The 21,233-nt window shown below is 49.5% G+C and carries 27 protein-coding genes; 10 read left to right on the forward strand and 17 right to left on the reverse strand.

Features of this window, described 5'->3' with window-relative positions; genetic code table 11:
• Window positions 1–128 precede the first annotated feature (128 nt).
• Both ACO0LD_RS02670 and ACO0LD_RS02675 read left to right on the forward strand, forming a co-directional pair.
• Entirely contained in the window at window positions 129–1,208 is a 1,080-nt protein-coding gene (locus tag ACO0LD_RS02670; RefSeq protein WP_423003444.1) for a porin, read from the forward strand.
• A gap of 242 nt (window positions 1,209–1,450) precedes the next feature.
• Complete coding sequence (locus ACO0LD_RS02675; protein WP_423003446.1) at window positions 1,451–2,215, forward strand: substrate-binding periplasmic protein; 765 nt, start codon at window positions 1,451–1,453, stop codon at window positions 2,213–2,215.
• A gap of 6 nt (window positions 2,216–2,221) precedes the next feature.
• On the opposite strand, the gene pyrF is transcribed toward ACO0LD_RS02675, so the two are convergent.
• Entirely contained in the window at window positions 2,222–3,040 is an 819-nt protein-coding gene (gene pyrF, locus ACO0LD_RS02680; RefSeq protein ID WP_423003448.1) for an orotidine-5'-phosphate decarboxylase, read from the reverse strand.
• A 167-nt stretch (window positions 3,041–3,207) separates the two neighbouring features.
• Here pyrF and ACO0LD_RS02685 point away from each other — a divergent pair, with 167 nt between their 5' ends.
• Both ACO0LD_RS02685 and ACO0LD_RS02690 read left to right on the forward strand, forming a co-directional pair.
• Window positions 3,208–3,660, forward strand: a complete 453-nt coding sequence (locus ACO0LD_RS02685) for a MarR family winged helix-turn-helix transcriptional regulator (protein WP_423003450.1) — start codon at window positions 3,208–3,210, stop codon at window positions 3,658–3,660.
• A 219-nt stretch (window positions 3,661–3,879) separates the two neighbouring features.
• On the forward strand, window positions 3,880–4,299 hold the full coding sequence (locus ACO0LD_RS02690) for an organic hydroperoxide resistance protein (protein ID WP_110257224.1): 420 nt from the start codon (window positions 3,880–3,882) through the stop codon (window positions 4,297–4,299).
• A 108-nt stretch (window positions 4,300–4,407) separates the two neighbouring features.
• On the opposite strand, the gene ACO0LD_RS02695 is transcribed toward ACO0LD_RS02690, so the two are convergent.
• The 5 genes from ACO0LD_RS02695 to ACO0LD_RS02715 all read right to left on the reverse strand — a co-directional run bounded on the left by ACO0LD_RS02695 (window position 4,408) and on the right by ACO0LD_RS02715 (window position 6,769).
• Window positions 4,408–4,938, reverse strand: a complete 531-nt coding sequence (locus ACO0LD_RS02695) for a YcnI family protein (protein WP_423003452.1) — start codon at window positions 4,936–4,938, stop codon at window positions 4,408–4,410.
• Window positions 4,935–5,138, reverse strand: coding sequence for a hypothetical protein (locus ACO0LD_RS02700; protein ID WP_423003454.1), 204 nt, complete (start codon window positions 5,136–5,138; stop codon window positions 4,935–4,937). The genes ACO0LD_RS02695 and ACO0LD_RS02700 overlap by 4 nt, the downstream gene beginning before the upstream one ends.
• A 10-nt stretch (window positions 5,139–5,148) precedes the next feature.
• Window positions 5,149–5,598, reverse strand: coding sequence for a copper chaperone PCu(A)C (locus ACO0LD_RS02705; protein WP_423003456.1), 450 nt, complete (start codon window positions 5,596–5,598; stop codon window positions 5,149–5,151).
• A gap of 20 nt (window positions 5,599–5,618) precedes the next feature.
• Window positions 5,619–6,194 carry an SCO family protein gene (locus ACO0LD_RS02710; RefSeq protein WP_423003457.1) on the reverse strand — a complete coding sequence of 192 codons (576 nt, stop codon included), beginning with the start codon at window positions 6,192–6,194 and terminating at the stop codon, window positions 5,619–5,621.
• A 113-nt stretch (window positions 6,195–6,307) separates the two neighbouring features.
• Window positions 6,308–6,769 (reverse strand): DUF2946 domain-containing protein, encoded by a 462-nt coding sequence (locus ACO0LD_RS02715; RefSeq protein WP_423003459.1) that lies wholly within the window; start codon window positions 6,767–6,769, stop codon window positions 6,308–6,310.
• A 147-nt stretch (window positions 6,770–6,916) separates the two neighbouring features.
• Here ACO0LD_RS02715 and ACO0LD_RS02720 point away from each other — a divergent pair, with 147 nt between their 5' ends.
• The 5 genes from ACO0LD_RS02720 (at window position 6,917) to ACO0LD_RS02740 (ending at window position 12,567) form a co-directional block, all read left to right on the forward strand.
• Complete coding sequence (locus ACO0LD_RS02720; protein WP_423003461.1) at window positions 6,917–7,690, forward strand: hypothetical protein; 774 nt, start codon at window positions 6,917–6,919, stop codon at window positions 7,688–7,690.
• A gap of 6 nt (window positions 7,691–7,696) precedes the next feature.
• Entirely contained in the window at window positions 7,697–8,965 is a 1,269-nt protein-coding gene (locus ACO0LD_RS02725; protein ID WP_423003463.1) for an acyltransferase family protein, read from the forward strand.
• Window positions 8,966–8,982: 17 nt separating this feature from the next.
• A complete protein-coding gene (locus tag ACO0LD_RS02730; protein WP_423003465.1) occupies window positions 8,983–9,480 on the forward strand; it encodes an RNA polymerase sigma factor in 498 nt (165 codons plus the stop codon).
• 1 nt (window position 9,481) lies between these two features.
• The gene (locus ACO0LD_RS02735) at window positions 9,482–10,186 is read left to right on the forward strand and encodes a hypothetical protein (protein ID WP_423003467.1); all 705 of its coding nucleotides are present in this window, start codon (window positions 9,482–9,484) and stop codon (window positions 10,184–10,186) included.
• A gap of 89 nt (window positions 10,187–10,275) precedes the next feature.
• Window positions 10,276–12,567: a CocE/NonD family hydrolase gene (locus tag ACO0LD_RS02740; RefSeq protein WP_423003469.1), complete on the forward strand. Its 2,292-nt coding sequence runs from the start codon at window positions 10,276–10,278 to the stop codon at window positions 12,565–12,567.
• Between the two features lie 80 nt (window positions 12,568–12,647).
• Here ACO0LD_RS02740 and ACO0LD_RS02745 read toward each other — a convergent pair whose 3' ends face one another.
• From ACO0LD_RS02745 to rpsP, 10 genes are all read right to left on the reverse strand, one after another.
• Complete coding sequence (locus ACO0LD_RS02745; protein WP_423003471.1) at window positions 12,648–13,292, reverse strand: tetratricopeptide repeat protein; 645 nt, start codon at window positions 13,290–13,292, stop codon at window positions 12,648–12,650.
• Between the two features lie 146 nt (window positions 13,293–13,438).
• Window positions 13,439–13,600 carry a hypothetical protein gene (locus ACO0LD_RS02750; RefSeq protein WP_423003473.1) on the reverse strand — a complete coding sequence of 54 codons (162 nt, stop codon included), beginning with the start codon at window positions 13,598–13,600 and terminating at the stop codon, window positions 13,439–13,441.
• Window positions 13,601–13,610: 10 nt separating this feature from the next.
• Window positions 13,611–14,684, reverse strand: coding sequence for an acyltransferase family protein (locus tag ACO0LD_RS02755; RefSeq protein WP_423003475.1), 1,074 nt, complete (start codon window positions 14,682–14,684; stop codon window positions 13,611–13,613).
• Between the two features lie 59 nt (window positions 14,685–14,743).
• Window positions 14,744–15,313 carry a GNAT family N-acetyltransferase gene (locus tag ACO0LD_RS02760; RefSeq protein ID WP_423003477.1) on the reverse strand — a complete coding sequence of 190 codons (570 nt, stop codon included), beginning with the start codon at window positions 15,311–15,313 and terminating at the stop codon, window positions 14,744–14,746.
• A 106-nt stretch (window positions 15,314–15,419) separates the two neighbouring features.
• A complete protein-coding gene (locus tag ACO0LD_RS02765; RefSeq protein ID WP_423003479.1) occupies window positions 15,420–16,370 on the reverse strand; it encodes a CobD/CbiB family protein in 951 nt (316 codons plus the stop codon).
• A gap of 118 nt (window positions 16,371–16,488) precedes the next feature.
• Complete coding sequence (locus ACO0LD_RS02770; protein WP_423003481.1) at window positions 16,489–17,157, reverse strand: CoA pyrophosphatase; 669 nt, start codon at window positions 17,155–17,157, stop codon at window positions 16,489–16,491.
• A 136-nt stretch (window positions 17,158–17,293) separates the two neighbouring features.
• Window positions 17,294–17,677: a 50S ribosomal protein L19 gene (gene rplS, locus ACO0LD_RS02775; RefSeq protein WP_186947495.1), complete on the reverse strand. Its 384-nt coding sequence runs from the start codon at window positions 17,675–17,677 to the stop codon at window positions 17,294–17,296.
• A gap of 132 nt (window positions 17,678–17,809) precedes the next feature.
• The gene (gene trmD / locus ACO0LD_RS02780; protein ID WP_423003483.1) at window positions 17,810–18,556 is read right to left on the reverse strand and encodes a tRNA (guanosine(37)-N1)-methyltransferase TrmD; all 747 of its coding nucleotides are present in this window, start codon (window positions 18,554–18,556) and stop codon (window positions 17,810–17,812) included.
• A 25-nt stretch (window positions 18,557–18,581) separates the two neighbouring features.
• Complete coding sequence (gene rimM / locus ACO0LD_RS02785) at window positions 18,582–19,124, reverse strand: ribosome maturation factor RimM (protein WP_423003485.1); 543 nt, start codon at window positions 19,122–19,124, stop codon at window positions 18,582–18,584.
• Between the two features lie 17 nt (window positions 19,125–19,141).
• A complete protein-coding gene (gene rpsP / locus ACO0LD_RS02790; RefSeq protein WP_110255824.1) occupies window positions 19,142–19,393 on the reverse strand; it encodes a 30S ribosomal protein S16 in 252 nt (83 codons plus the stop codon).
• 184 nt (window positions 19,394–19,577) lie between these two features.
• Between rpsP and ACO0LD_RS02795 the strand changes: the two genes are divergently transcribed.
• Complete coding sequence (locus tag ACO0LD_RS02795) at window positions 19,578–20,018, forward strand: TM2 domain-containing protein (protein ID WP_423003487.1); 441 nt, start codon at window positions 19,578–19,580, stop codon at window positions 20,016–20,018.
• Between the two features lie 254 nt (window positions 20,019–20,272).
• Here the strand turns inward: ACO0LD_RS02795 and ACO0LD_RS02800 are convergent, their stop codons facing one another.
• Entirely contained in the window at window positions 20,273–21,184 is a 912-nt protein-coding gene (locus ACO0LD_RS02800; protein ID WP_423003489.1) for a hypothetical protein, read from the reverse strand.
• Window positions 21,185–21,233 lie beyond the last annotated feature (49 nt).

Genomic DNA, 21,233 nt, shown 5'->3' on the forward strand with positions numbered 1-21,233 from the left:
AATCGCCCTTATCGCTCGCACCAGACAACGTGAATGCACAGCGCATTGATGCATGCAGTGAAGCTACACAGCAAAGGCGATTCTTTTAACAGCGCTATCGTTTCCTTACTATTTTTTGAGAGAACCACATGAAAAAGACTTTCCTTGCTTTAGCTGTATTTGGCGCTATTGGCACTTTTGCCGGTTCTGCTTCGGCACAATCTTCTGTCACCATTTACGGCATCGTCGATACGGGTATCGCCTTAGAAAGAGGCGGCAGCGCTGGCTCAGTCAGCAAATTGACCAGTGGCATAGGTTCAGGCTCACGTCTCGGTTTCAAGGGTACTGAAGATCTGGGTGGCGGTCTGTCTGCATTCTTTTTGCTGGAAAGCGGCATCAATGTCGATACAGGCTCACTGGGCCAGGGTGGCCTGATGTTTGGACGCCAGGCCTATGTCGGCGTCAAGGGTGACTTTGGTACGCTGACTGCTGGCCGTCAGTACACACCAGAATATTTAACACTGGCATTCGCCGATCCTTTCGTTACCGGTTTTGCAGGCGATGCAGCCAATATCATGCCTAACTCTGGTGCCGGTTCCAGCCGTATGGACAACACACTGAAATACGTCACACCTTCTTTTGATGGTTTGACTGGTGAGCTAGCTTATGGCTTTGGTGAGACTGCCGGTGATACTTCTGCCGGTCGTCAGCTTGGCGCTGCCATTGCCTACACTTCTGGTCCGTTTGCAATACGCCTGGGTTACCACAACCGTAACAATGACACGGCCACATTAAAAAATACCGACGACGGCAAAACCACTTTGCTGGCTGCTACCTATGATTTTGGTGTAGTGAAAGCGCATCTCGCTTATGGCGTCAACAAAGGTTTGAACAGCTCACCATTGCGCAATACAGCCAATCCTTACGGCAGCCTAATCGCCCCAACGGCATCCACAGATTCCAACGATTTTCTGTTGGGTGTGACGGTACCGTTTGGTAGCAGCAAAATATTGGCTTCGTATATCCGCAAAGACGACAAGACCGTGAAAAACCAGGACGCCAGCCAACTGGCGGTTGCCTACATCTATTCAGTATCCAAGCGAACGGATTTGTACGCAGCATATGCAAAGATAGACAACAAGAATGGTGCTGGCTACACAGTAGGCAGCGCCATTGAAGCTGGTTCCGGTGACAGTGCCCTGCATGTGGGCATACGTCACAGTTTTTAATGCAGATCGCACATCATCAAGCGACACAATGAATTGACTTTGCTGCAGGCAATGAGTTTACTTCTTCTGAACAGACTCATTGCCATCTGAAATTTCAAAGCATGTTTGGGTTGGCAAAAAATCGTCCCAACAAGGCGTAACGACGAAGACAGTACTTTAAGTACGGCCAGGAGTTACAACGCAGTTGGGGCGGTTTTGTGCCAGTCCATTTGATGAGTGTGGCATCTGAAAGAGGCAACAAGATGCACACCATTTTCCACTCCCTGCTGGCAATCGTGCTGGCCCTGCTGCTCACTTCTGATAGTACTGCCGCCACGTTCAAACTGGCGAGCCTGAGTTACCCACCCTACGAGTATGTAGAACAAGGTGAAGTCAAAGGCATTGCAGTCGATATCGTTAAAGAAGCTTTCCGCCTGATGGGACATCAGGCCACCATCAATATCTACCCCATGCGGCGCAGCCTGGAAATGGTAAAAAGCGGTGAAGTCGATGGCATCTTTACGGCTTTCAAAACACCAGAGCGGGAAAAATTCATCGCCTACACCAATGAACCCGTCTTACTGCTAACCATCAGCCTGTGGGCAAAAAATGACAGCAATATCAGCTTTGATGGCGACCTCAGTCACCTGTCGCAATACAGGTTTGGTGCGGTGAGGGGTATCAGTTATGGCAGCAAGTTTGATGAACTCAGCAAGAGCGGCCTATTGAATGTGGAACTGGCCAGCGACCAGACCAGCGCCATCAACATGGCTCTGGCGAACCGATTCGATATCCTGATCAGCAACCATTTTGGTGCGATTCATGAAATGAAAAAAATGGGCTTGTTGAACGACTTTAAAGTTCTCTACCCTGTCATACAAGAACAGGAAACCTTTTTCGGTTTTGCCAGGAAAGCCCATCTTGAACCACTCAGGGATGAACTCGATCAGATCCTGAGATTGCTCAAGCAAAATGGCTACTACGATCTGGTCCTGAAGAAATACCGGGATGTCGCAACACCCCGATAGCTATCTTTAGCGGTATGCGTTGATGGCGTCACGCGTTTCCAGCGCCACACGGCGAATCGCATCAGCAGCACTTTCACCAGCAGCTGGCTGTGCATATAAAATGGCGCGTGAAGAATTAATCATCATGCCTGTGCCTGCTGCTGTTTTACCTGCCTGCACAGTCGCCGCTATATCACCACCCTGGGCACCTATGCCCGGCACCAGCAAAGGCATATCGCCTATAACTGCGCGCACCTGCGCCAGTTCTTTTGGAAAGGTAGCACCGACCACCAGAGCGCATTGGCCATTGGTATTCCACTTATCAGCCACCAGTTGCGCCACATGCTGATACAGCGGTTTGCCACCGACATCAAGAAATTGCAGATCAGAGCCACCCGCATTGGAAGTGCGGCACAGCACGATGGCACCACGGTCTTTCCATTCCAAGTAAGGTGCGACGGAATCAAAACCCATGTAAGGATTAACTGTGACTGCATCGGCGTCATACCGCTCAAACGCCTCACGTGCATATTGTTCTGCTGTTGCGCCGATGTCACCACGCTTGGCGTCCAGTATCACCGGGATATGCGGATAAGCAGACTTGATATAGCGGCAGATTTCTTCGAGCTGGTCTTCTGCGCGCAGGGCAGCAAAATAGGCGATTTGTGGCTTGAAGGAACAGGCCAGGTCTGCGGTTGCATCAATCACTGTTTTGCAAAATGTATAAATGGCATCTGGTTTTCCAGCTATCTCTGCCGGGAAACGGCTGACATCAGGGTCCAGGCCTACGCACAACAGGGAATTATTGGCTGTCCAGGCAGCGGAAAGTTTTTCTATGAAAGTCACGATTTACCTCTTACAGTGGGGCGTGACAGTGCACGCGCAGTGGTCGACATTATACCTTGCAGCACTCGTGGAGTTCGTCTGCATGTCAGCAAGTTCAGCACGGTGCTGGCAAAAACTGTTTATCATGCCTGCATATCATCCATTTACGAATTTGCCAGAGTGCCAAAATGAAAACACCCGCAGAAACACCCGTCAACATGCTGGCACTGGAAAACCAATTCTGCTTTGCCCTGTATTCATCCTCACTGGCGCTGACCAAGGCTTACAAGCCCATGCTTGAAGCCCTGGGCCTGACCTACCCGCAATACCTGGTCATGCTGGTCTTGTGGGAGCAGGATGATGTGCTGGTCAAAGACATAGGCCATGCCCTGTTCCTTGATTCAGGCACCCTGACACCCTTGCTGAAACGCCTGGAAGCCAATGGCATGCTGCAAAGGCACCGCGACGAAACCGATGAGCGCCAGGTCAGGATCACCCTGACACCTGCAGGCAAGGATTTGCGCAACGCCGCCCTTGATATACCGCAAAAAATCCTCTGTGCCAGTGGACAAAGCAAAGAGACGCTGATGGAATTGCGCAGCCAGCTCAGTGATTTGCGCAATGAATTATTAAATCCTTGAGTTATTCAGATCATAACTTACCAAATCCTTAACATTTTCTGATGTTTGTACTAATCTGGTGACACCTGTGCTATCGCGATGATAGAAAAAGACAATTGAAATTTAAATTGCACACAATTAAATTGTTCGCTATAGTTCATCCATCGACTCAGCAGTCGAACTTAATAACCTAGTAAATAAGCAGTAAATCAACCAGTAAATTTAAATCAGGAGTTCACCATGCAAGTACTTTACACAGCAAATGCAACAGCAACTGGCGGTCGTGATGGCCGTGCCGTTTCCAGCGACAATCAACTTTCCGTCAAATTGACGACACCAAAAGAACTCGGTGGCGCGGGTGGTGAAGGCACTAATCCTGAGCAATTGTTTGCTGCTGGTTATTCCGCCTGCTTTATCGGCGCGATGAAATTTGTTGCAGCTGCTGGCAAAATCGCCCTGCCAGCCGACGTGTCCATCAATGGCCTGGTTGGCATAGGCCCGAATGGCAAAGGCGGCTTTGGTCTGGCAGTGACTTTGAACGTCAGCCTGCCAGGTATGGATCGGGCCGAAGCAGAAGCGCTGGTACACAAGGCACATGAAGTTTGCCCATATTCCAACGCTACACGCGGCAATATCGAAGTGACTTTGAATATCCTGTAAATTCAGATGCCGGACTCGCCTGACAAATCGGGCCCCGGCAATTGAACAAGAAAAAAAATCCCCAATAGTGATTTCACGATTGGGGATTTTTCAAGTATACAAAAACACTTAGTGGTGATGTGCTGCTTCTGTTTTTTCCAATACCTCCAACACAGGTGCTGGTGCTTTCAAGCCCTTGGCAGTCTGGCCATCTGCCGGGATTTCTGCCCAATCCAGACTACCTGTTTCACATAACTGTGTCACCTTGAAGTAGACCTTGCCCGCTTTCTCTGGCAATTTCACCTGTATCGAAAACTCGTCGTAATAAGCGTCAGGCAAAGGGCCACCAGTCCAACTGACTTCACGCACATCCTGGCTGATAGTTTTGCCATGCGAGTTATAGGGCGCGCTGAGCGGCTGTATGCTGGTATCGATTCTCCAGCCAGCTTTAGGCATGGGTTTGGCGCCACTGACGTTTTCAGGGATGCTGACCTTCACTGCATTGGTTGCACTGCCCTCGCAACCATGGCCGATTTTAAATGTCAGCTTGTGATATGCACCCGCATTTGCACTGGCTTGATCCAGCGTGACATGGGCATGAGCAGCATGCGCCAACATATTGCTGGCGGCGAAGAGGCTGATGAACAATAGTTTTTTCATGTGATTATCCTCGGAGTATTTTGTTGATGAGCGGGCAGGAATTGAAATTCAATCACGGCAGGCCTGGCTTCACGTGACATGGCCTGATGCAGATAAAATGCATAGGCATGCCACACCGCCAGTGCACAAATCGCTGCGATATTGAAGCACTGCAACAGCTTCATGACACTACCAAATCCAGTTATCTTGGTTTTATTCATATCGCACTCATCAATGTTGCGTTGCCTGGTTCAAGGGTTTGACTATCGCTTTGACCTCTATGGTTTCGCGCTTTTTGTCTTTGCCTTCCACTACCAGCGTCACTGGCACTACATCACCTTCTTTGACCTGCGCTTTCAAATCCAGCAGCATGATGTGGTAAGCACCGGGTTTAAGTTCTACCACCTTGCCTGCAGGCAGGTCCATGCCATCGACAGCACGCATCTTCATCATATTGTCGGCCATTTCCATTTTATGGATTTCAGCAACACCTGCCACTGGCGAACGTACTTCCAGCAAGCGCGCGTCCTTGACGGATTTGATTTGCATGAAAGCACCCGTGGCTTTTTGCTGTGTAACAGTGGCGCGTACCCAGGCATCACTGACAGTGACTTGTGCCTGGGCAGACATGGTGAGAACGCTGGTTGCCAGAGCCATCAATATTTTATTAAATTTGTTCATTTTATTTATTCCTTTACATATTAAGTAGTCATCAGCGCGCGCAAATCTGCCGCACATTGCTCTGCAGTTTGCTCATGCTTCAAGGCAAGGCGTATCTTGCCCCTGGTATCAAATGCATAGCTGATGGAACTATGGTCCATGCTATAAGAACTGCCGCTGGGCACCTTTTGGTAAAACACCCTGAAAGCAGCTGCCATATCCTGCGTTTGCTTCATGTCGCCATACAGGCCCAAAAAGCCGGGGTCAAATGCTTTCATATATTCTGCCAGCAATTCCGGCGTATCTCTTTCCGGGTCTATGGTAATGAAAATGACCTGCAATTGCTCAGCCTTGTCCGCCAATAATTTGCGTATATGTACAGCACGGCTCAAGGCTGTGGGGCAAATATCAGGACATTGGGTAAAGCCAAAGAAGATCAGCACGCACTTGCCCTTGAAACTGGCCAGGCTATACTCCTTGCCATCGTGCCCACGCAGCTGAAAATCATTGGCATAGGTGGCACCGGTAATATCAAGGCCGGTGAAAGTCACAGGCGTGCGGCTGCAAGCCAGCAATGACATGCTGCCCAGCAGCGTCAATACAGAACGACGTTTCATTTCGATTTCTTTTCTTCATTCATCGCCACTCAAGACAACGAGATAATCCGATGATGGATTGATATCGTCTTACCCGCCCACAATCAGCAAGCCCAGGTAAAACAGGATGGAATTCAAGTAAGCTGAGCAGGTGGAGCAGGCGGCCCACGTGGCTGCGCCGCCGTCCAGATGAATAAAGTATGCGAGGATTGATAAAACAGTAAGGGCACAGCCTCAGCCAGATTGCCCTGCGGCAGGCAGGCAAAAGAGCCCGGCAACACAAAATCATGACCCGCATGCGGCAAGCAATAAGCACAATGCGCAGCCATATGCAGCTTGTCTTGCGGCGACTTGCCAGCAACCAGCTTGATCAGCTTGCCCGTCACCGCATCAATCAGCTTGACGCCATCAACACTACAAACCTCAACGACGCCAGGCTGGCTGCTAACAGTCGTAGTCACACCCATCCCTCCAGCCATCGCTGGCAGCAAACCATTGAACAGCAATGCAAAACATGCAAGCCATATCGTCAGGTATCGGAGTGAAGAAGAAATACGCATGAGCAGATTATAACCAAAGCAGAGCTGATTAACCATGCGACAGGAATATTGCTCTCGTGGCTACAGAAAATAATTTCATACGAACTGTAAATTTCTCCTGTCCCCTGCGAATAAAAGAGTAAGAGTTTAGCGATGCATTACATAAACACGCTAAACATGTACTCATCGATTCAGGGAGATAACATGTACGGTTTGATTCTATTACGCAGTTTTGTACTTGTCTTATTTTATGCATGCTGGTCTGGCGTAGCATTTGGCCAGCCTGCTAAAACCAGCTTACCAGCTTCAGCGACTTTGACACTAGAGAATGTCATGCAGCGCCATCTCGCAGCGCTAGGGGACTTCAGCAAGGTGCAGTCACGCCGGGTCAAGTTGCGCATCATAGGGATGGCACCATTTGAAATACCGACGACGGTAGAGGCAAGGCGTCCTAACCTCTTGCGCCGGGAGGTGCAGGTGCAAGGACAAGTACAAATTTCCAGCTATGACGGCAAGGATGCATGGAAGATTGATCCTTTCCTGCCTAGTGGCAAACGTGCTGTTGATCTGTCTGCGGAAGAGTTGCCAGCCATGCTGGAAGAAAGTTATTTCGACGGGATATTGGTGGCGGCGCAAAAGCAAGGTTTTCCTTTGCAATATGCCGGTATCGAAAACCAGGATGGACGGCGTGTGCATGTGCTGAAAGTCAGTATGCCGGCCACGGGTGAATCGACTATCTATCTGGATGCGGATAGTTTTCTGGAAATCAAGCGCCTGCAAAAGCGCCAGATCATGGGGCGCATGACAGAGCTGGAGGTGTACACCAGCGACTATCGTCTGCGAGATGGCTTGATGATGGCTTACCGATTTGAGATTGGCACAAAGGGCTCTACGCAGCGCATGAGCATGGTGGTGGATGCAGTGGAAAATAATCCGGCGATTGCCGCCAGCCGTTTTCAGCGCGCCACTGCGAATTGAACAGCCATGCAAAGTGATCTCATTATTGATGCGCCTGTCTCTGGCACATCGACAGCGACTGTGAAAGCTGAAGTCACTGCTGTAGCCACTACAGAACGCCTGCATGGTCTGGATGCCTTGCGTGCCGGGGCGCTGATGCTGGGGGTGTTATTGCATGCGACCATGTCTTTTTTACCCGGTGCCAAATTCTTTTGGGTCGTCAGTGACAATCAAAAAACTGAATTGTTAGGGCCAGTGTTTTTTGTCATCCATTTATTCAGGATGCCCTTGTTCTTTTTGCTTGCCGGTTATTTTGCGCACCTGGTTTTGCAAAAGAAGGGCTTGGCTGGTTTCATCAAGGACAGGTTCAAGCGCATAGTCTTGCCCTTGCTGGTCGGCTGGCCCATCATATTTACTGCCATCGTCGCCGCCATTGTGCTGGCAGCCTGGGTACGCAATGGTGGCAGCCTGCCCAGGAAATCGCCACCCGCACCTGACTTCAGGGCGGACAGTTTCCCGCTGGCGCACTTGTGGTTCTTGTATATGTTGACGCTGCTGTACGCTGTGTACCTAGGTCTCTGGGCATGCTGCAGGCGCCTGGGCATATTGCCGCATCTGAAGAAGTTTGCCGATTTGCTGATGCCAACGCTGGCAGGCTGGGTTGGCCCTTTACTGCTGGCTCTGCCGGTAGCACTGGCCTTGTTTTATACGCCGTACTGGGTGAGCTGGTTTGGTGTACCTACGCCGGACCAGTCGCTCTATCCTGGTCGTGCTGCCTGGATCAGTTTTGGCATGGCGTTTGGATTTGGCTGGATGTTGCAACAATCGCCTGCTACGCTGCTACAGTGGCAAAGGCGCTGGGTCTGGCACTTGGGGATGGCTACATTGCTGGCGGGGGTTTGTCTATACCTGACGAGTCTGGCACCGCAACTGGTACCAGCAGTACATGATGACGACAAATTGATCTATGCTTGCCTGTATGCAGCCGCTGCCTGGAATTTTTGTTTTGGCCTGACCGGTCTGGCATTAAAATTCATGAGTCATGCGAGTCTGACAGTACGCTATCTGGCCGATGCTTCTTACTGGATTTACCTCGTGCACCTGCCTTTGGTGATGGTTTTCCAGGCGCTGGTATCGCGCAGTGAATGGCATTGGACAATCAAACTGGCAGCAGTTTTACTGGCAACGCTGGCAGTGGCTTTGCTCAGTTATCACTATCTGGTCAGGCTTACTTTTATAGGCAAGGTCTTGAATGGTCAGCGCCATGCTGGCCACCGACAGTCCGTGCGGACATAAGGCATATGAACGAGTATATGGACGAAGAACTCTTCTTGCAGCAACTCGCTTCACACAAACGCCTGTTATACAAGGTGGCCTATAGCTATTGCCGTCATGCCGAAGACAGGCGCGATCTGGTGCAGGACATGGTGATGCAATTGTGGCGATCGTTCCGCAGTTTTGATCAGCGTGTGCAGTTTTCTACCTGGATGTACCGCATCGCCATGAATGTCGCTATCTCACACTACCGCAGTGAAACGCGGCAAGTGCGCGATACGCTTCCAATGGAAGAATTCGGGCTGGATATTGCCGAGGCAGATCAGCTCTACAGTGCCCAGAGCGACAATATGCGCACGCTGGACAAACTCATCAGTGAACTCGATGAACTCAATCGCGCGCTGATACTGCTGTTCATGGATGGTTACAGCAACGATGAAATCGCCAGCATCATGGGCCTGAGTGCCGCCAATGTTGCCACGCGCATGACGCGCATTAAACAGAAATTGCAAACCCGGTTTGCAGAAAGTAGCTAAGATGAATTTCGATCTCTTGAAAGCCGAGTGGGAAGCCCGGGACCAGCGCCTGGAACAGGCAGTCAGAATGAATACCCAGATGTTACGCCTGTCTTTACTGGAGCAGCACCGCCGTGAAATCGCCAAATGGAGCTGGGTAGATAAATATGAAATCATCGCTGGTACACCAGTATTCATCTACTTGATCTGGTTCCTGGCGCATCACATTGGTATATGGCAATTTGCCCTGCCCGCCTATGCCCTGCTGGCGTGGACCATCGCCATGCCCATACTCAATCATAAGCTGCGCCATGCCTTGCAAGATATGGATTTTGGACAGTCCATCGTGACAGTACAAAAGCAATTGGCCGAACACAAGGCACGACGTCTGAACTTGCTCAAATGGGCGTTTTTGCTGGGCCAGATAGTCTGGTTCATTCCCTTCATTCTGGTGTTGTTCAAAGGTCTGTTTGGTGTTAACTTGTATCTGAAGACGGAGAACTTCATAGGCCCAAGCCTGATTGGTGGTGTGCTGTTCATCCCGCTGGCGATAGGCATTTCCAAATTGTTGTCCGGCCGCTTAAAACACTCTGCCCGCTTCCAGGCATTTACCGACATGCTGGCAGGCAAGGACATTATCCAGACGCGCCAGTTCCTGAGCAAGATTGCACAGTTTGAAGAAATGCCGGATGAAACCAGTGCCAGTGACCGTCATCAAGATAGCTGATTTTTTGATGTAGGCATTCATGAATCATGTTATCTTTAATGCCATTTTTAAAATGGCAACTTCCCCTTTCATTAGCCCTGAGGTGACTCATGCGTTTTTGCATAAATCTTGCTGCCCTTGTTTTTGCACTGAGCTTGCAAAATCCTGTTCTAGCACAGGCGAATGACGGCCATGTCACTTTGCCAGAATCAGGATTGACGCAAGCCGCGTCTATGCAAAAGTCCATGGCTGTGCTGGCAAAGAACCTGCTCGAACGCGGTGGCATGGATGGTAAAAAATGGGACGCCAACCAATTGTTCCGTTTGCAGTTGCTCACTGCACAGCCGGAAGCTGCACGTCAGGCGATACAGGAATGGCGAGCGCAGGCAAAGCAGCGCGGACAAAGTAATACTGACACTCTGTTCGTTATTTATGAGCTGTATGCAAAAACACTGGAATTACAAACCCAGCGCAAGCTGAGTTTTGAAGAAGCATATAAGCTGGTTTTTCAGGATGTGTTTTCTCAACTGGACGGTGAAGCAGCACAAGATGCCAGCTTTGCACTAGGCACTTCAGTAGAACGCCTGGAAGCAGAATTGCAGCGGCAATTGAAAGAACATACCGGTAAAACAGAATTACCTCTGAAAGATGCAGTGAACCTGGCCCGCCAATACCTGGCATGGCTGGCCTATTCGAAAGTTATTCCTCTAAGCCTCCCCCTGCTGAAGGAAGATGAACAGCGCCGCTATGTCACAGAAGAGTTACTGATACCAACAGCCGATGGTGCACAGATTGCGACTTTGCTCATGCGCCCCAGAGAGCAAAACGCTGACGCGAAAAAATATACGACATTAATGAGCTTTACCATTTACGCAGACGATAACTGGAGTCGTGCTGACGCAAAAAAAATGGCTGCGCATGGTTATGCCGGTATCGTCAGTTTTACCCGTGGCAAAGGCCGCAGCCCGGACAAAATCGTCCCGTATGAACATGATGGTGAAGATGCGCGTACAGTCATCGCATGGATAGAAAAACAGGGCTGGAGTGATGGCAGGGTCGGCATGTATGGCGGTAGCTACAGTGCCTTCACCCAATGGTCTACGGCAAAAAAAATACCCAGGGCCTTGAAAGCCATGGCTGTTTCTGCCAGTACGACACCGGGTATAGATGTACCTGCAGAAGGCAATGTTTTCATGAATTTTTTATATCCATGGGTGCCCTATGTCGTCAACAATAAAACCCTGGACAATGATGCGTATGGCGATGAACAGCGCTGGAAAAATCTGGACAAGAACTGGTATACAAAAGGCGTGGCTTATCGCGAGCTCGACAAGATAGATGGCATTGCCAATCCATTGCACAAACGCTGGCTGGAACATCCTGCCTATGATAGTTATTGGCAAGCCATGATCCCCTATCAACACGAATTCTCAAAAATTAATATTCCCATCCTGAGTACTACTGGGTACTTCGATGGTGCGCAAGTTGGTGCGCTGTATTACTTCCAGCAGCACACACAATATTTGCCAACTGCTGACCACACCTTGCTGATAGGCCCCTATAACCATTTCGCCATGCAGGGTGGTGTGCCCGCGACTGAATCAGGCTACACCATAGAAGAAGTAGCAAAACTGGATTTGGCCGCATTGCGACTGCAATGGTTTGACTATCAATTCAAAGGCGCACCCAAACCAGCAATACTCAAGGACAAAGTCAATTATCAGGTGTTGGGGGCGAATATCTGGAAGCATGCGCCCAACCTGGCGGCCATGCAAAGCAACCATGTCGACTACTATCTGGGCACACCTGCACAACAAGGAGCTACACATCAATTATTGCAAAAACCTGATGCCAGACAGCGTCCGCTTACCCTGACTGTTGACATGGCAAAACGGGATGATGTCCATCAACAGGAAAGCCTGCCACGCGTCAGCAAGACTTTGAATACCCGCAATGCACTGGTCTTTGTCTCAGGTAGCTTGCCGCAAGTGACGGAAATCAGCGGCCTGTTCGCAGGCCACCTGGAATTCATCGTCAATAAAAAGGATGTAGACCTGAACGTCACACTGTTTGAGCAAATGCCCAATGGTGATCATTTTGAACTCGCTTCTTACCTGGGTAGGGCCAGCTATGCCAATGACCGCACTCAGCGTCATTTACTACAACCAGGCAAGCGCCAGCTTGTTGACTTTGTCGCTCAGCGTATCACCAGCCGCCAGACGCAAGCAGGTAGCAAAATAGTCATCGTCATTGGCATACCCAAACAAACTGACCTGCAAATCAATTATGGTACGGGCAAAGATGTCAGTGATGAAACCATCGCCGACGCAGGCAAGCCGATAGCATTGCAATTACTCAGTGGCAGTTATATCCGGGTGCCGTTCGGACAAGTCAGCAAATAAGCCCGCTTATTTGCTCTGTTTGAGAGTACGCAAAGGCGAACAAAAAATGCTCTCCAAGAAATTATAGAAACGAGGTTTCATCAATGAATCTCGCCATAAAATTTTCTGAGCTCCAAGGATAGCTTTAGCGTATCAGCCAGACTGACTATGCCTGCCAGGGCACTAATTGCTTCTTCATAATCGGGAGTAATTTGTAAGGCGCTTTTAAAGCAGTTTATTGCCTGCTCATATGTACCCAACGCGCGGTAAGCCAGGCCCAAATTAAAATATGCTTCGTCTTTTATTGCATGGTCACCTCGTAGCGCCGTTTCAAAGCATGCAATTGCAGTTTCAAATTCGCCCAAGGAAATCAAATTCGAGCCTCTGAGTATCCAGGGCCAACCGGAGTCAGCGTCTGAATATTTGCAACCAATCTCAAACCATGGAGACGCATCTTTGGGAGACTGGAAATCTTTTAACAGCACTCCGATCTGCATAGCGACATAGGCTTTATAGGTTTCGGGTGCGAGTTCATAAGCTGCAGTTAATGCTTGCAAACCTTCTTTGTTTCTCCCCAAGTCCTTCAGAGCCTCTCCATACAGAGCCCAGGCTCTGGCGTGATCAGGCCGTACCTTAATATAAACTTCGAGAAGCTCCACGACATGGGCATGATGATGATCTTTCTCTGATAATTCCTTAGCTTGGGCAAAAATCTCATCCAAAAACTCAACAGTCATTTCATTCATTGTAAAAACTCATATGCTGATAATAAATTTACGCCACCGCCAGCAGTCGTCGCATATCTGAGGGTCCCGCTCAATGTATCGCCATGTGCCCGCCATTGCGGGCCAGCCAGGGATGGGATACGTATCAGCAGGTCTTGCAATTCACTCTATGAACCTGGGCAACTGGTACATTGCTCAGGCTTGCGATAACTGCCGATAAAATCCATCAGCCCATATGCACGCTGGTTGATGGCGTCGAGCGCCAACACCGGGTCGACGGCGTTTTGTACTGGCAATTGCAAATCATTGGGCATCGCGAAAACGGACACCAAAATCTGACTAAATGCTACTCCGCACTTTAGGAATATGGGTCTTGGGTAAGAGCAAAGCATGCAAGAGCTTGCTCTTTTTAACCAGGCTCAATAGCAACAAGGGCAACAACAATCCTGCAACAAAGGCCAGGCTGGCATTCAGGTATTCAGATGCACTCCAGCGTGCCAGCATGCCGAATATTTTCCATTCTATCCATGAATGAAAAATCATGATGAATAAACTGCTGGTGCCCAGATAAGCCAAGGCTGTGCCCAAACTACCCGCGTATTGCAGGCAAGTTGATACCGACAAGACCAGATAAATACCCAGCAAAGCCTGTGCAGTTGATATCCACCAGTTGCCATACAGGCGCATATTCAAGTCTATGGTTTCGTCAAAAAAGAAATGCAAAGTCGCGAATAATATCAATGCAATGGCAAAAACCCAGGGCTGGAAGCTGAAGCGCATGACATGCTCGTGCATGGCATAGCCAAGCAAGATGAAAGCAGTGCTGATGCCTATCAAGTCCATGCTCCACGGCAAACCGGGGAAATTATGTAGTCGATTACCGAGCAAAAGATTGAATCTGTCAAATTGCTGTACATCCAAGCCTGCACAAAAGTGTGCCGTGATGACCCCCAGGGCCAGCAAAATACCTGCACAAAACATAGGTAGCAATAATCCAGGACGCAGGTAATTCGTCAGGCGCAGGATTATCCAGGCCAGCAATATGGCGAGGAATAAATGTGGTAGATACCATAGTGGTACCCACTCTATGGTGTTGCCAGTGCCATACAACATGCCCAGCAAATAAGTACGTGCATCAATACCTGATAAGACAATTCGCGCCACCCCCCAGGCTGCCAGCACGACAAAGAAAGGCTTCAATAAAGCATCAATTTTGAATGCCAGAAAATCCTTGAAGGCAGTGTCATGATGCAGAACCGCCCCGGACAAAAAGAAAAACAGGGGCATGTGAAACGAAAAAATGATACGGAATAGCTCGCCATGATCATGAGCGATGATCCAGTTGTGCCCAAAGACGACGAGGATAATACCTATGCCTTTGGCTATATCGATGCTGGCGTTGCGCTCTGACATAAGCTGGGTGAATGTATCCTTGTTTAAATCTGACCGAAATCTGACAACAATCTGGCACGCTATTTTTGCACAAGATATTCTGGCTGCGCATGCCAGTCTTGTCGCGATATAGAATGCACCGCTGCCGTCACCGGCACACCGCCAACCACCAGGCGATTACGCGCCATGCATTCGAGTTGCGCGCCCACTTTTTTTGCGACGGCAATACTATTGACATTGCCTTCAGCCGCGACTATCTCTATGCGATTAAAACCCAATTCCCTGAAACCGGCATCAGCCAGCAGCGTGGCCGCCTTGGTGGCGATACCCTTCCCTTGCTCAGACTGCCTGATCCAGTAACCGAGATTGCAGTAATTATGCAATTTGCTGATCATGTTCAAACCTGCACCGCCCAGTAATTCCTTGCCATCTTCACTGAAGATACCAAATTCATAAGCCGTACCTTCTTCCCGCGCCTTATCGCATGCGGCAAACCAGTCACGTGCGTGGTCGCTATTAAATTCTGCTTGGCACCACCCCATCCAGCGGCCTACGGTTTCTACTGATTCACGGACTACGGCTGCAAACACGTCAGCATCACCAGCTTCATAAGCACGCAGGCAAATACCAGAGGCAGTAATTTTTTTCATTATAAATAATTAGTATTCGGATATGACAAGTATAGCCTGATCAATGTACGCTGCGATTAAGTGAGCAGGCAAAAAAAAAGCCCTGTATTTAACAAGGCCCATTTTTTTAGATCCATTTTGCGAAAGATAATAATAACAGCAGCAGCATCCATAATAGCAAGGCTCGCCAGACCAGACCGACTGCGCTTTGCAAGGCACGTGGTGAAGCTTCTGCACCTGGCTGGCTTTCCAGCTCCAGGCTGTCGACATCGACCGCTGTCGCATCTGCTTGCAAGACCATGGCTTTTTCTTCTGGTTCACCAAGGCGTACACCAAGAGCACCGCCACCGGCAGACAAGATGATGCCGACCAGTTCGTCCGACCAGCGGTCTGCGTAATTGCGCCAGGAGTAGACCGCATCTTCAAAATTGCCGACCACGGCAAATGCAACCGCAGTCAGACGAGCGGGCACCCAGTCTATCCAGTAAAAGACTTTGGCTGCATAGATGCCAAATTCTTCGTTTTTCATGTGCTCAGGCTCGTTCCAGGCCCGCGACAGATATTCTGCTGCGCGGTACATGACAGCACAAGCCGGGCCGACAGGCATGAGGAACCAGAAGAACACCCCAAACACATTGCGATGGGTGGCGATCAATGAACGCTCGACAGCAAGGCGGGAAATTTCTGATACTTCCATGCCGGTGGTATCCATATGCGTCCACTCAGCCAGATAACGTCTCGCGGTATCCTCATCACCAGAACTCAAGGCCAGTTGTATAGAGGTGAAATAATGACTATAACGGCGGAAGCCCAGGGTCAGATAGACGATGAGTACATTCCATAACAAGGCGGCAATGGGATTGAGGCGCAGGCACAGCCAATAGATCAGTGCCGTTGGCAAGGTCAGCGAGGCGATGACTATCCACCAGCCCAGGCGGCCATGCTTGACCTTGCCAGCATTGAAGGATGCTTCGATTTTGTCAGCCAGTGTCTGGATTTGCGTATAGATAGGGTTATCTGCCCGCAAGGGCTTGAGCTGCTCAATCAACAACGCTAACAGGATAGAAATAAAGGTCATGGTAGACTGGACTTATGTTGCAGCGCAATGCTGCAAACAATCAATTTGCAAATGCGGCAAGTGTAAACCGATTTGCCCAGATTATGAAGCTTTGTTCTACGGAGCAAGAACTTAAGACTCATGCACGCAGGAAATGAAACAGATTGCGCAGCATGCCCGCCGTTGCACCCCAGATGAAATGCTGCTCATAGGGCATGGCATAGAAATGCCGTTTGCCTGCGTTATCTGGCAAATCAAAGCTCCTGCGCTGGTGGTTTTTGCCATCCATCAAGAAGTCCAGCGGCACTTCAAAAATCGAGGCGACTTCTGAAGGATCAGTGCGCACCCGAAAGTCGGGCTTTATGAGTGAAACGATAGGGCTCACCTGATAACCTGTGCCGGTTTTGTATTCTGGCAGGCGTCCCAATATCTCAACAAATTCGCGCTGCAAGCCTATCTCTTCTTCTGCCTCGCGCAGGGCTGTCGTCACTGGATCGAGGTCTTCCTCTTCATAACGCCCGCCGGGAAAGCTGATTTGGCCAGGATGATGGTTCAAATGCGCCGCCCTTTCGGTAAGGAGCATGGTCAGGCCTTCATCACGCATGACGATGGGTATCAATACAGAGGCGGGTCGAAAAGGCAGGTTCTTTGAGAAAAAACTCTCATCAACAACTTCTGGTATCCATACACGTTCCTGCAAAAAACGCTGGCGCAACCAGGCTGGCGAAAGATGTGCTGCAGGAACAGCACTTTCTTCACCCAAGGAATGGACAGGGAAGCTTTCAGGATCAAAAACTGGTTTGCTCACAATGACAATTAACTTTACTGTTGGTCTGTATATTCTTGACTTGCATGGCAACGAACATTTGCCGCCCATTTACTACCCATTTACCAATAAAAAAAGGATGCCGGAGCATCCTTTTTCAATACGGCAAGACCAGATATTACTCTGCTTTTGCTGCAACAACTTTACGTGCTGGCAATTTCTCTTTGATACGAGCAGATTTACCAGAGCGTTCACGCAGATAGTACAGTTTTGCACGACGTACATCACCGCGACGTTTCACTTCGATAGAAGCGATCAGTGGGGAGTACAACTGGAATGTACGCTCAACGCCTTCGCCGGAAGAAATCTTACGGACGATGAAGTTGGAATTCAAACCACGGTTACGACGGGAGATAACTACGCCTTCGTAAGCCTGTGCACGTTTGCGAGTACCTTCAACAACGTTGACGCTCACAACTACTGTATCACCTGGCGCAAAGTCAGGGATGTTCTTGCCGAGGCGAGCAATTTCTTCTTGCTCTAATTTTTGGATCAGATCCATTTTTTACTCCTATGACCATCTTGCCGACGCTGCAGAATCTGGTTCTGGCTGATGCCCGGTAGAGGATGGGGTTTAACATGTGAATCATTGAAGATTCACGCTTAAATATTTCAGCTCAAGAGCTGAAAATTACTACAAACTGCTTAAAAACTTTTCGTCGGCACGGCTTAACAAGCCTGCCACACGCGCTGCGATGATTAAATCCGGACGCTTTAACTGACTGGCTTCCAGTGCACGCTGACGCCGCCACTTTTCGATTTCAGCATGATTACCACCCATTAATACGGCTGGTACAGCCTGGTCTTCAAAGACTTCTGGCCTGGTGTAATGCGGACAATCCAGCAAGCCATTGACAAAACTGTCTTGTATTGCCGAGGTGTCATCATGCAAGACGCCAGGGATTTGCCGTATGACAGCATCCATCAGCGCCATCGCTGGCAATTCACCGCCAGACAAGACAAAATCGCCGAGGCTGATTTCTTCATCGACGTAATTATCCAGCAGACGCTGATCAACTGCCTCATACCTGCCACATAACAAGACCAGACCTGGCGTTGCCGCCAGTTGCATGACCTTTTCATGCGTCAGTGGTTTGCCCTGTGGTGACAGATAGATCACTTTGGGTGCCACTGCAGACAAGGCAGTCTGACGTGCCTTGGCAGATTCGATTGCGGTCTGCAAGGGTTTTGCCAGCATCACCATACCCGGGCCACCGCCATAAGGCCGGTCATCCACGGTACGATGCCTGTCAGTCGTAAAATCACGCGGATTCCACAGCTTTAATTCGCATTTTTGTTGCTCGAAAGCCCGCCTTGTTACACCTGATTGTGTAATGGCAGCGAACATTTCGGGGAACAGCGTAATGACATCAAATTGCATGCTTATGCCTTCTGATTGCATCACGTTAATAATCACTACCCCAGTCGACCTGGATTTTGCCTGCTTTTTGATCGACTTCCTTGACGAAAGCTTCTACAAAAGGGATCAGGCGTTCGTGTTTCGCCAGTTCATTTTCAGGTACATCCGCTGCCGCCACCCGTAAAATCGGGTGCGCACCGTTGTCCATCAAATCCCTGACCACACCTAAATTCTCACCCTGAAGATTTTCCACCTGCAAACCTATCAGATCGAGCCAATAGAATTCACCGGATGCCAAAGCAGGAAAATGCTTGCGAGAAATTTGTATAGTTGCACCCTTCAGTGCTTCTGCCGAATTTCTGTCAGGCACACCCACCAGCCGCGCAACTACGTCTTCCCCCTGGATTTTAACTTCCAGACGGTCAACATCACGCAACTCAGGCTTATCCAACCACCAGGTTTTTACTGACATCAATGCGTCAGCATCAGCAGAATAAGGACGTATCCTTACCCAGCCGTGAATACCAAATGCTCCCGAGATATAGCCAACCAGGACCAGATCATCAGGAGCATGGACTGCAGCAGTCATGATACAGCTTGCAGCGATTAAGCTGCTGCTTTACCGGACTGAGCTACCAGGCGAGCAACTGCTGGAGACAATTGAGCGCCAACACCTTGCCAGTAAGCCAGGCGATCAGCTGCAACGCGTACTGTTTCTGCATTGCCAGTAGCTACTGGGTTGTAGAAACCGATGCGCTCGATAAAGCGACCATCGCGACGATTACGGGAATCAGTTGCAACGATGTTGTAAAAAGGGCGCTTTTTTGCGCCACCACGAGCTAAACGAATAACGACCATAATATTTCCAAAAAATGTCTGAACGCGGAAAAAGCTGTAGATTATAGCCCGCTTCTTGAGTAAGTCGCAAGGACTATCCCACTTTTCCCTTGCCGAAGGGTGATTTTATTGATCAGCGTGACTATTGAGACACACTATACCGTCATCGCATACAATCACAGCTTCAACTTTGATGGTTTTTGCAATGACACCCACAGATACAAGCAACTATACAACGCCACATAAAAATAAAACCCTGGCAACTTTACTGGCAGCTGTATTTGGCGCCATAGGCTTGCACCGCTTTTACCTGGGTGGCAAAAAAGACAAATGGGGCTGGCTGCATTTCATCACGCTGCCAATCAGCATGGTGATCCACTATTTCTATTTTGGCAAACCCGAGATTGTGCAATACGGTTTTTTACTACTGTCTTTTTTGATCGCCATCCTGGAAGCGCTGGTGATAGGCCTGACACCTGATGAGAAATGGGATGCCCGCCATAATAGCAAATCCGGCAAGACCAGCGAATCCAACTGGCCGCTGGCATTGCTGCTGGTATTGACATTGGCTGTAGGCGCGTTTGCACTGATTGCCGCTATCGCACGTACTTTTGATTTGCTATATACCGGTGGTGCTTACGGCTGATGATTACGTAGTGCGTAATGAAAAGAAAATGGCTCATCGTAAAAGATGAGCCATTTTTATTACTATGCCTGCAATCTGATTACAGCATTTTTTTAACGCACAAACAAGGCAATCAGAATAACTATAGGAAGAGGTATGCCGAGTAACAAAAGCAAGATTGAACGCATGATAGGCTCCAGAAAATAATAGTTTGTTGTTTGCCCTTGCTACATTCAGGAGCAAGGGCAAAGTTTTGTGTGGACACTGATACTGACTTATACAATCACATGTGCCTCGTCACGTTGACGACCACCCAGTGTTGCTGCCAGGCTGGCGACGAAGGCACCCAGCAGCAAGGCCACGAACATCCACAGCGCAGAGTTTGCAGCAGCTTTACGGGCCTGGTCAGCAGCGACTTTGGCAGTATTTTTTGCATCGCTAACTGACTTGTTCAGTTGATCAAATACAGCATCAACGCGCTTGGTCGCATCTACCTGTGTCATGCCAGTACGTTGAGCAACCAGCTTGGCCAGGTAATCACGGTCATTTGGTGACAGAGAACCGTTGGCGATATCCGTCGACAAGATGCGGCCAACTTCCATGCGTACACCATTGTTATTACCGGCATTAGAGGCCGCGCCATCTGTCGCTGTTTGCTCTGTACGCAAAAGCATATCGGTAAAATAATCCACCGGATTGACCTTGGCATTACCAGCTACATTACCAGCTACTGCCGCTGTTGCAGTCACCGCAGTGCCTGCGGCATCTGCTGCGCCACTGAGCATGCTTTGCGCAGCACTGGCGAGCAAGCCCACCGTCAACAATGAGGCAACTGCCCATGCCAGCATGCCGTGCGCAGTGTCGCGGAAGTACACTTCGTTGTCATGCACATTGCTCCACTTGGTACGCAAGCGGCCTGCGATATAACCGCCAATGCCGGACGCTGCAAGTTGCGTGAAGCCTATCCAGGCGATGGTGGAAATCCCCATTACTGTGGCGTTATAAGACCACGGTGAAACCGCGGACAAACCTAGGCCCGCACCCAGCATCAGCAATATCAAAGACAGTGCCGCTGCAGCCACAGCACCCCCAAGCACCGCTCCCCAGGACACGCCAGAAGTGCCTGACCGGGATGCATTTTCTTGGGTGACTACCAACATGTTTGCTTCAGTAGTATTGTTATTCATATAGGTATCCATCTGCTTTCAATTGGTTAGGACATACGAAATAAAATCT

Origin of the sequence: Undibacterium sp. Ji83W (assembly GCF_049340385.1) — a bacterium.
Lineage (GTDB): Bacteria > Pseudomonadota > Gammaproteobacteria > Burkholderiales > Burkholderiaceae_D > Undibacterium.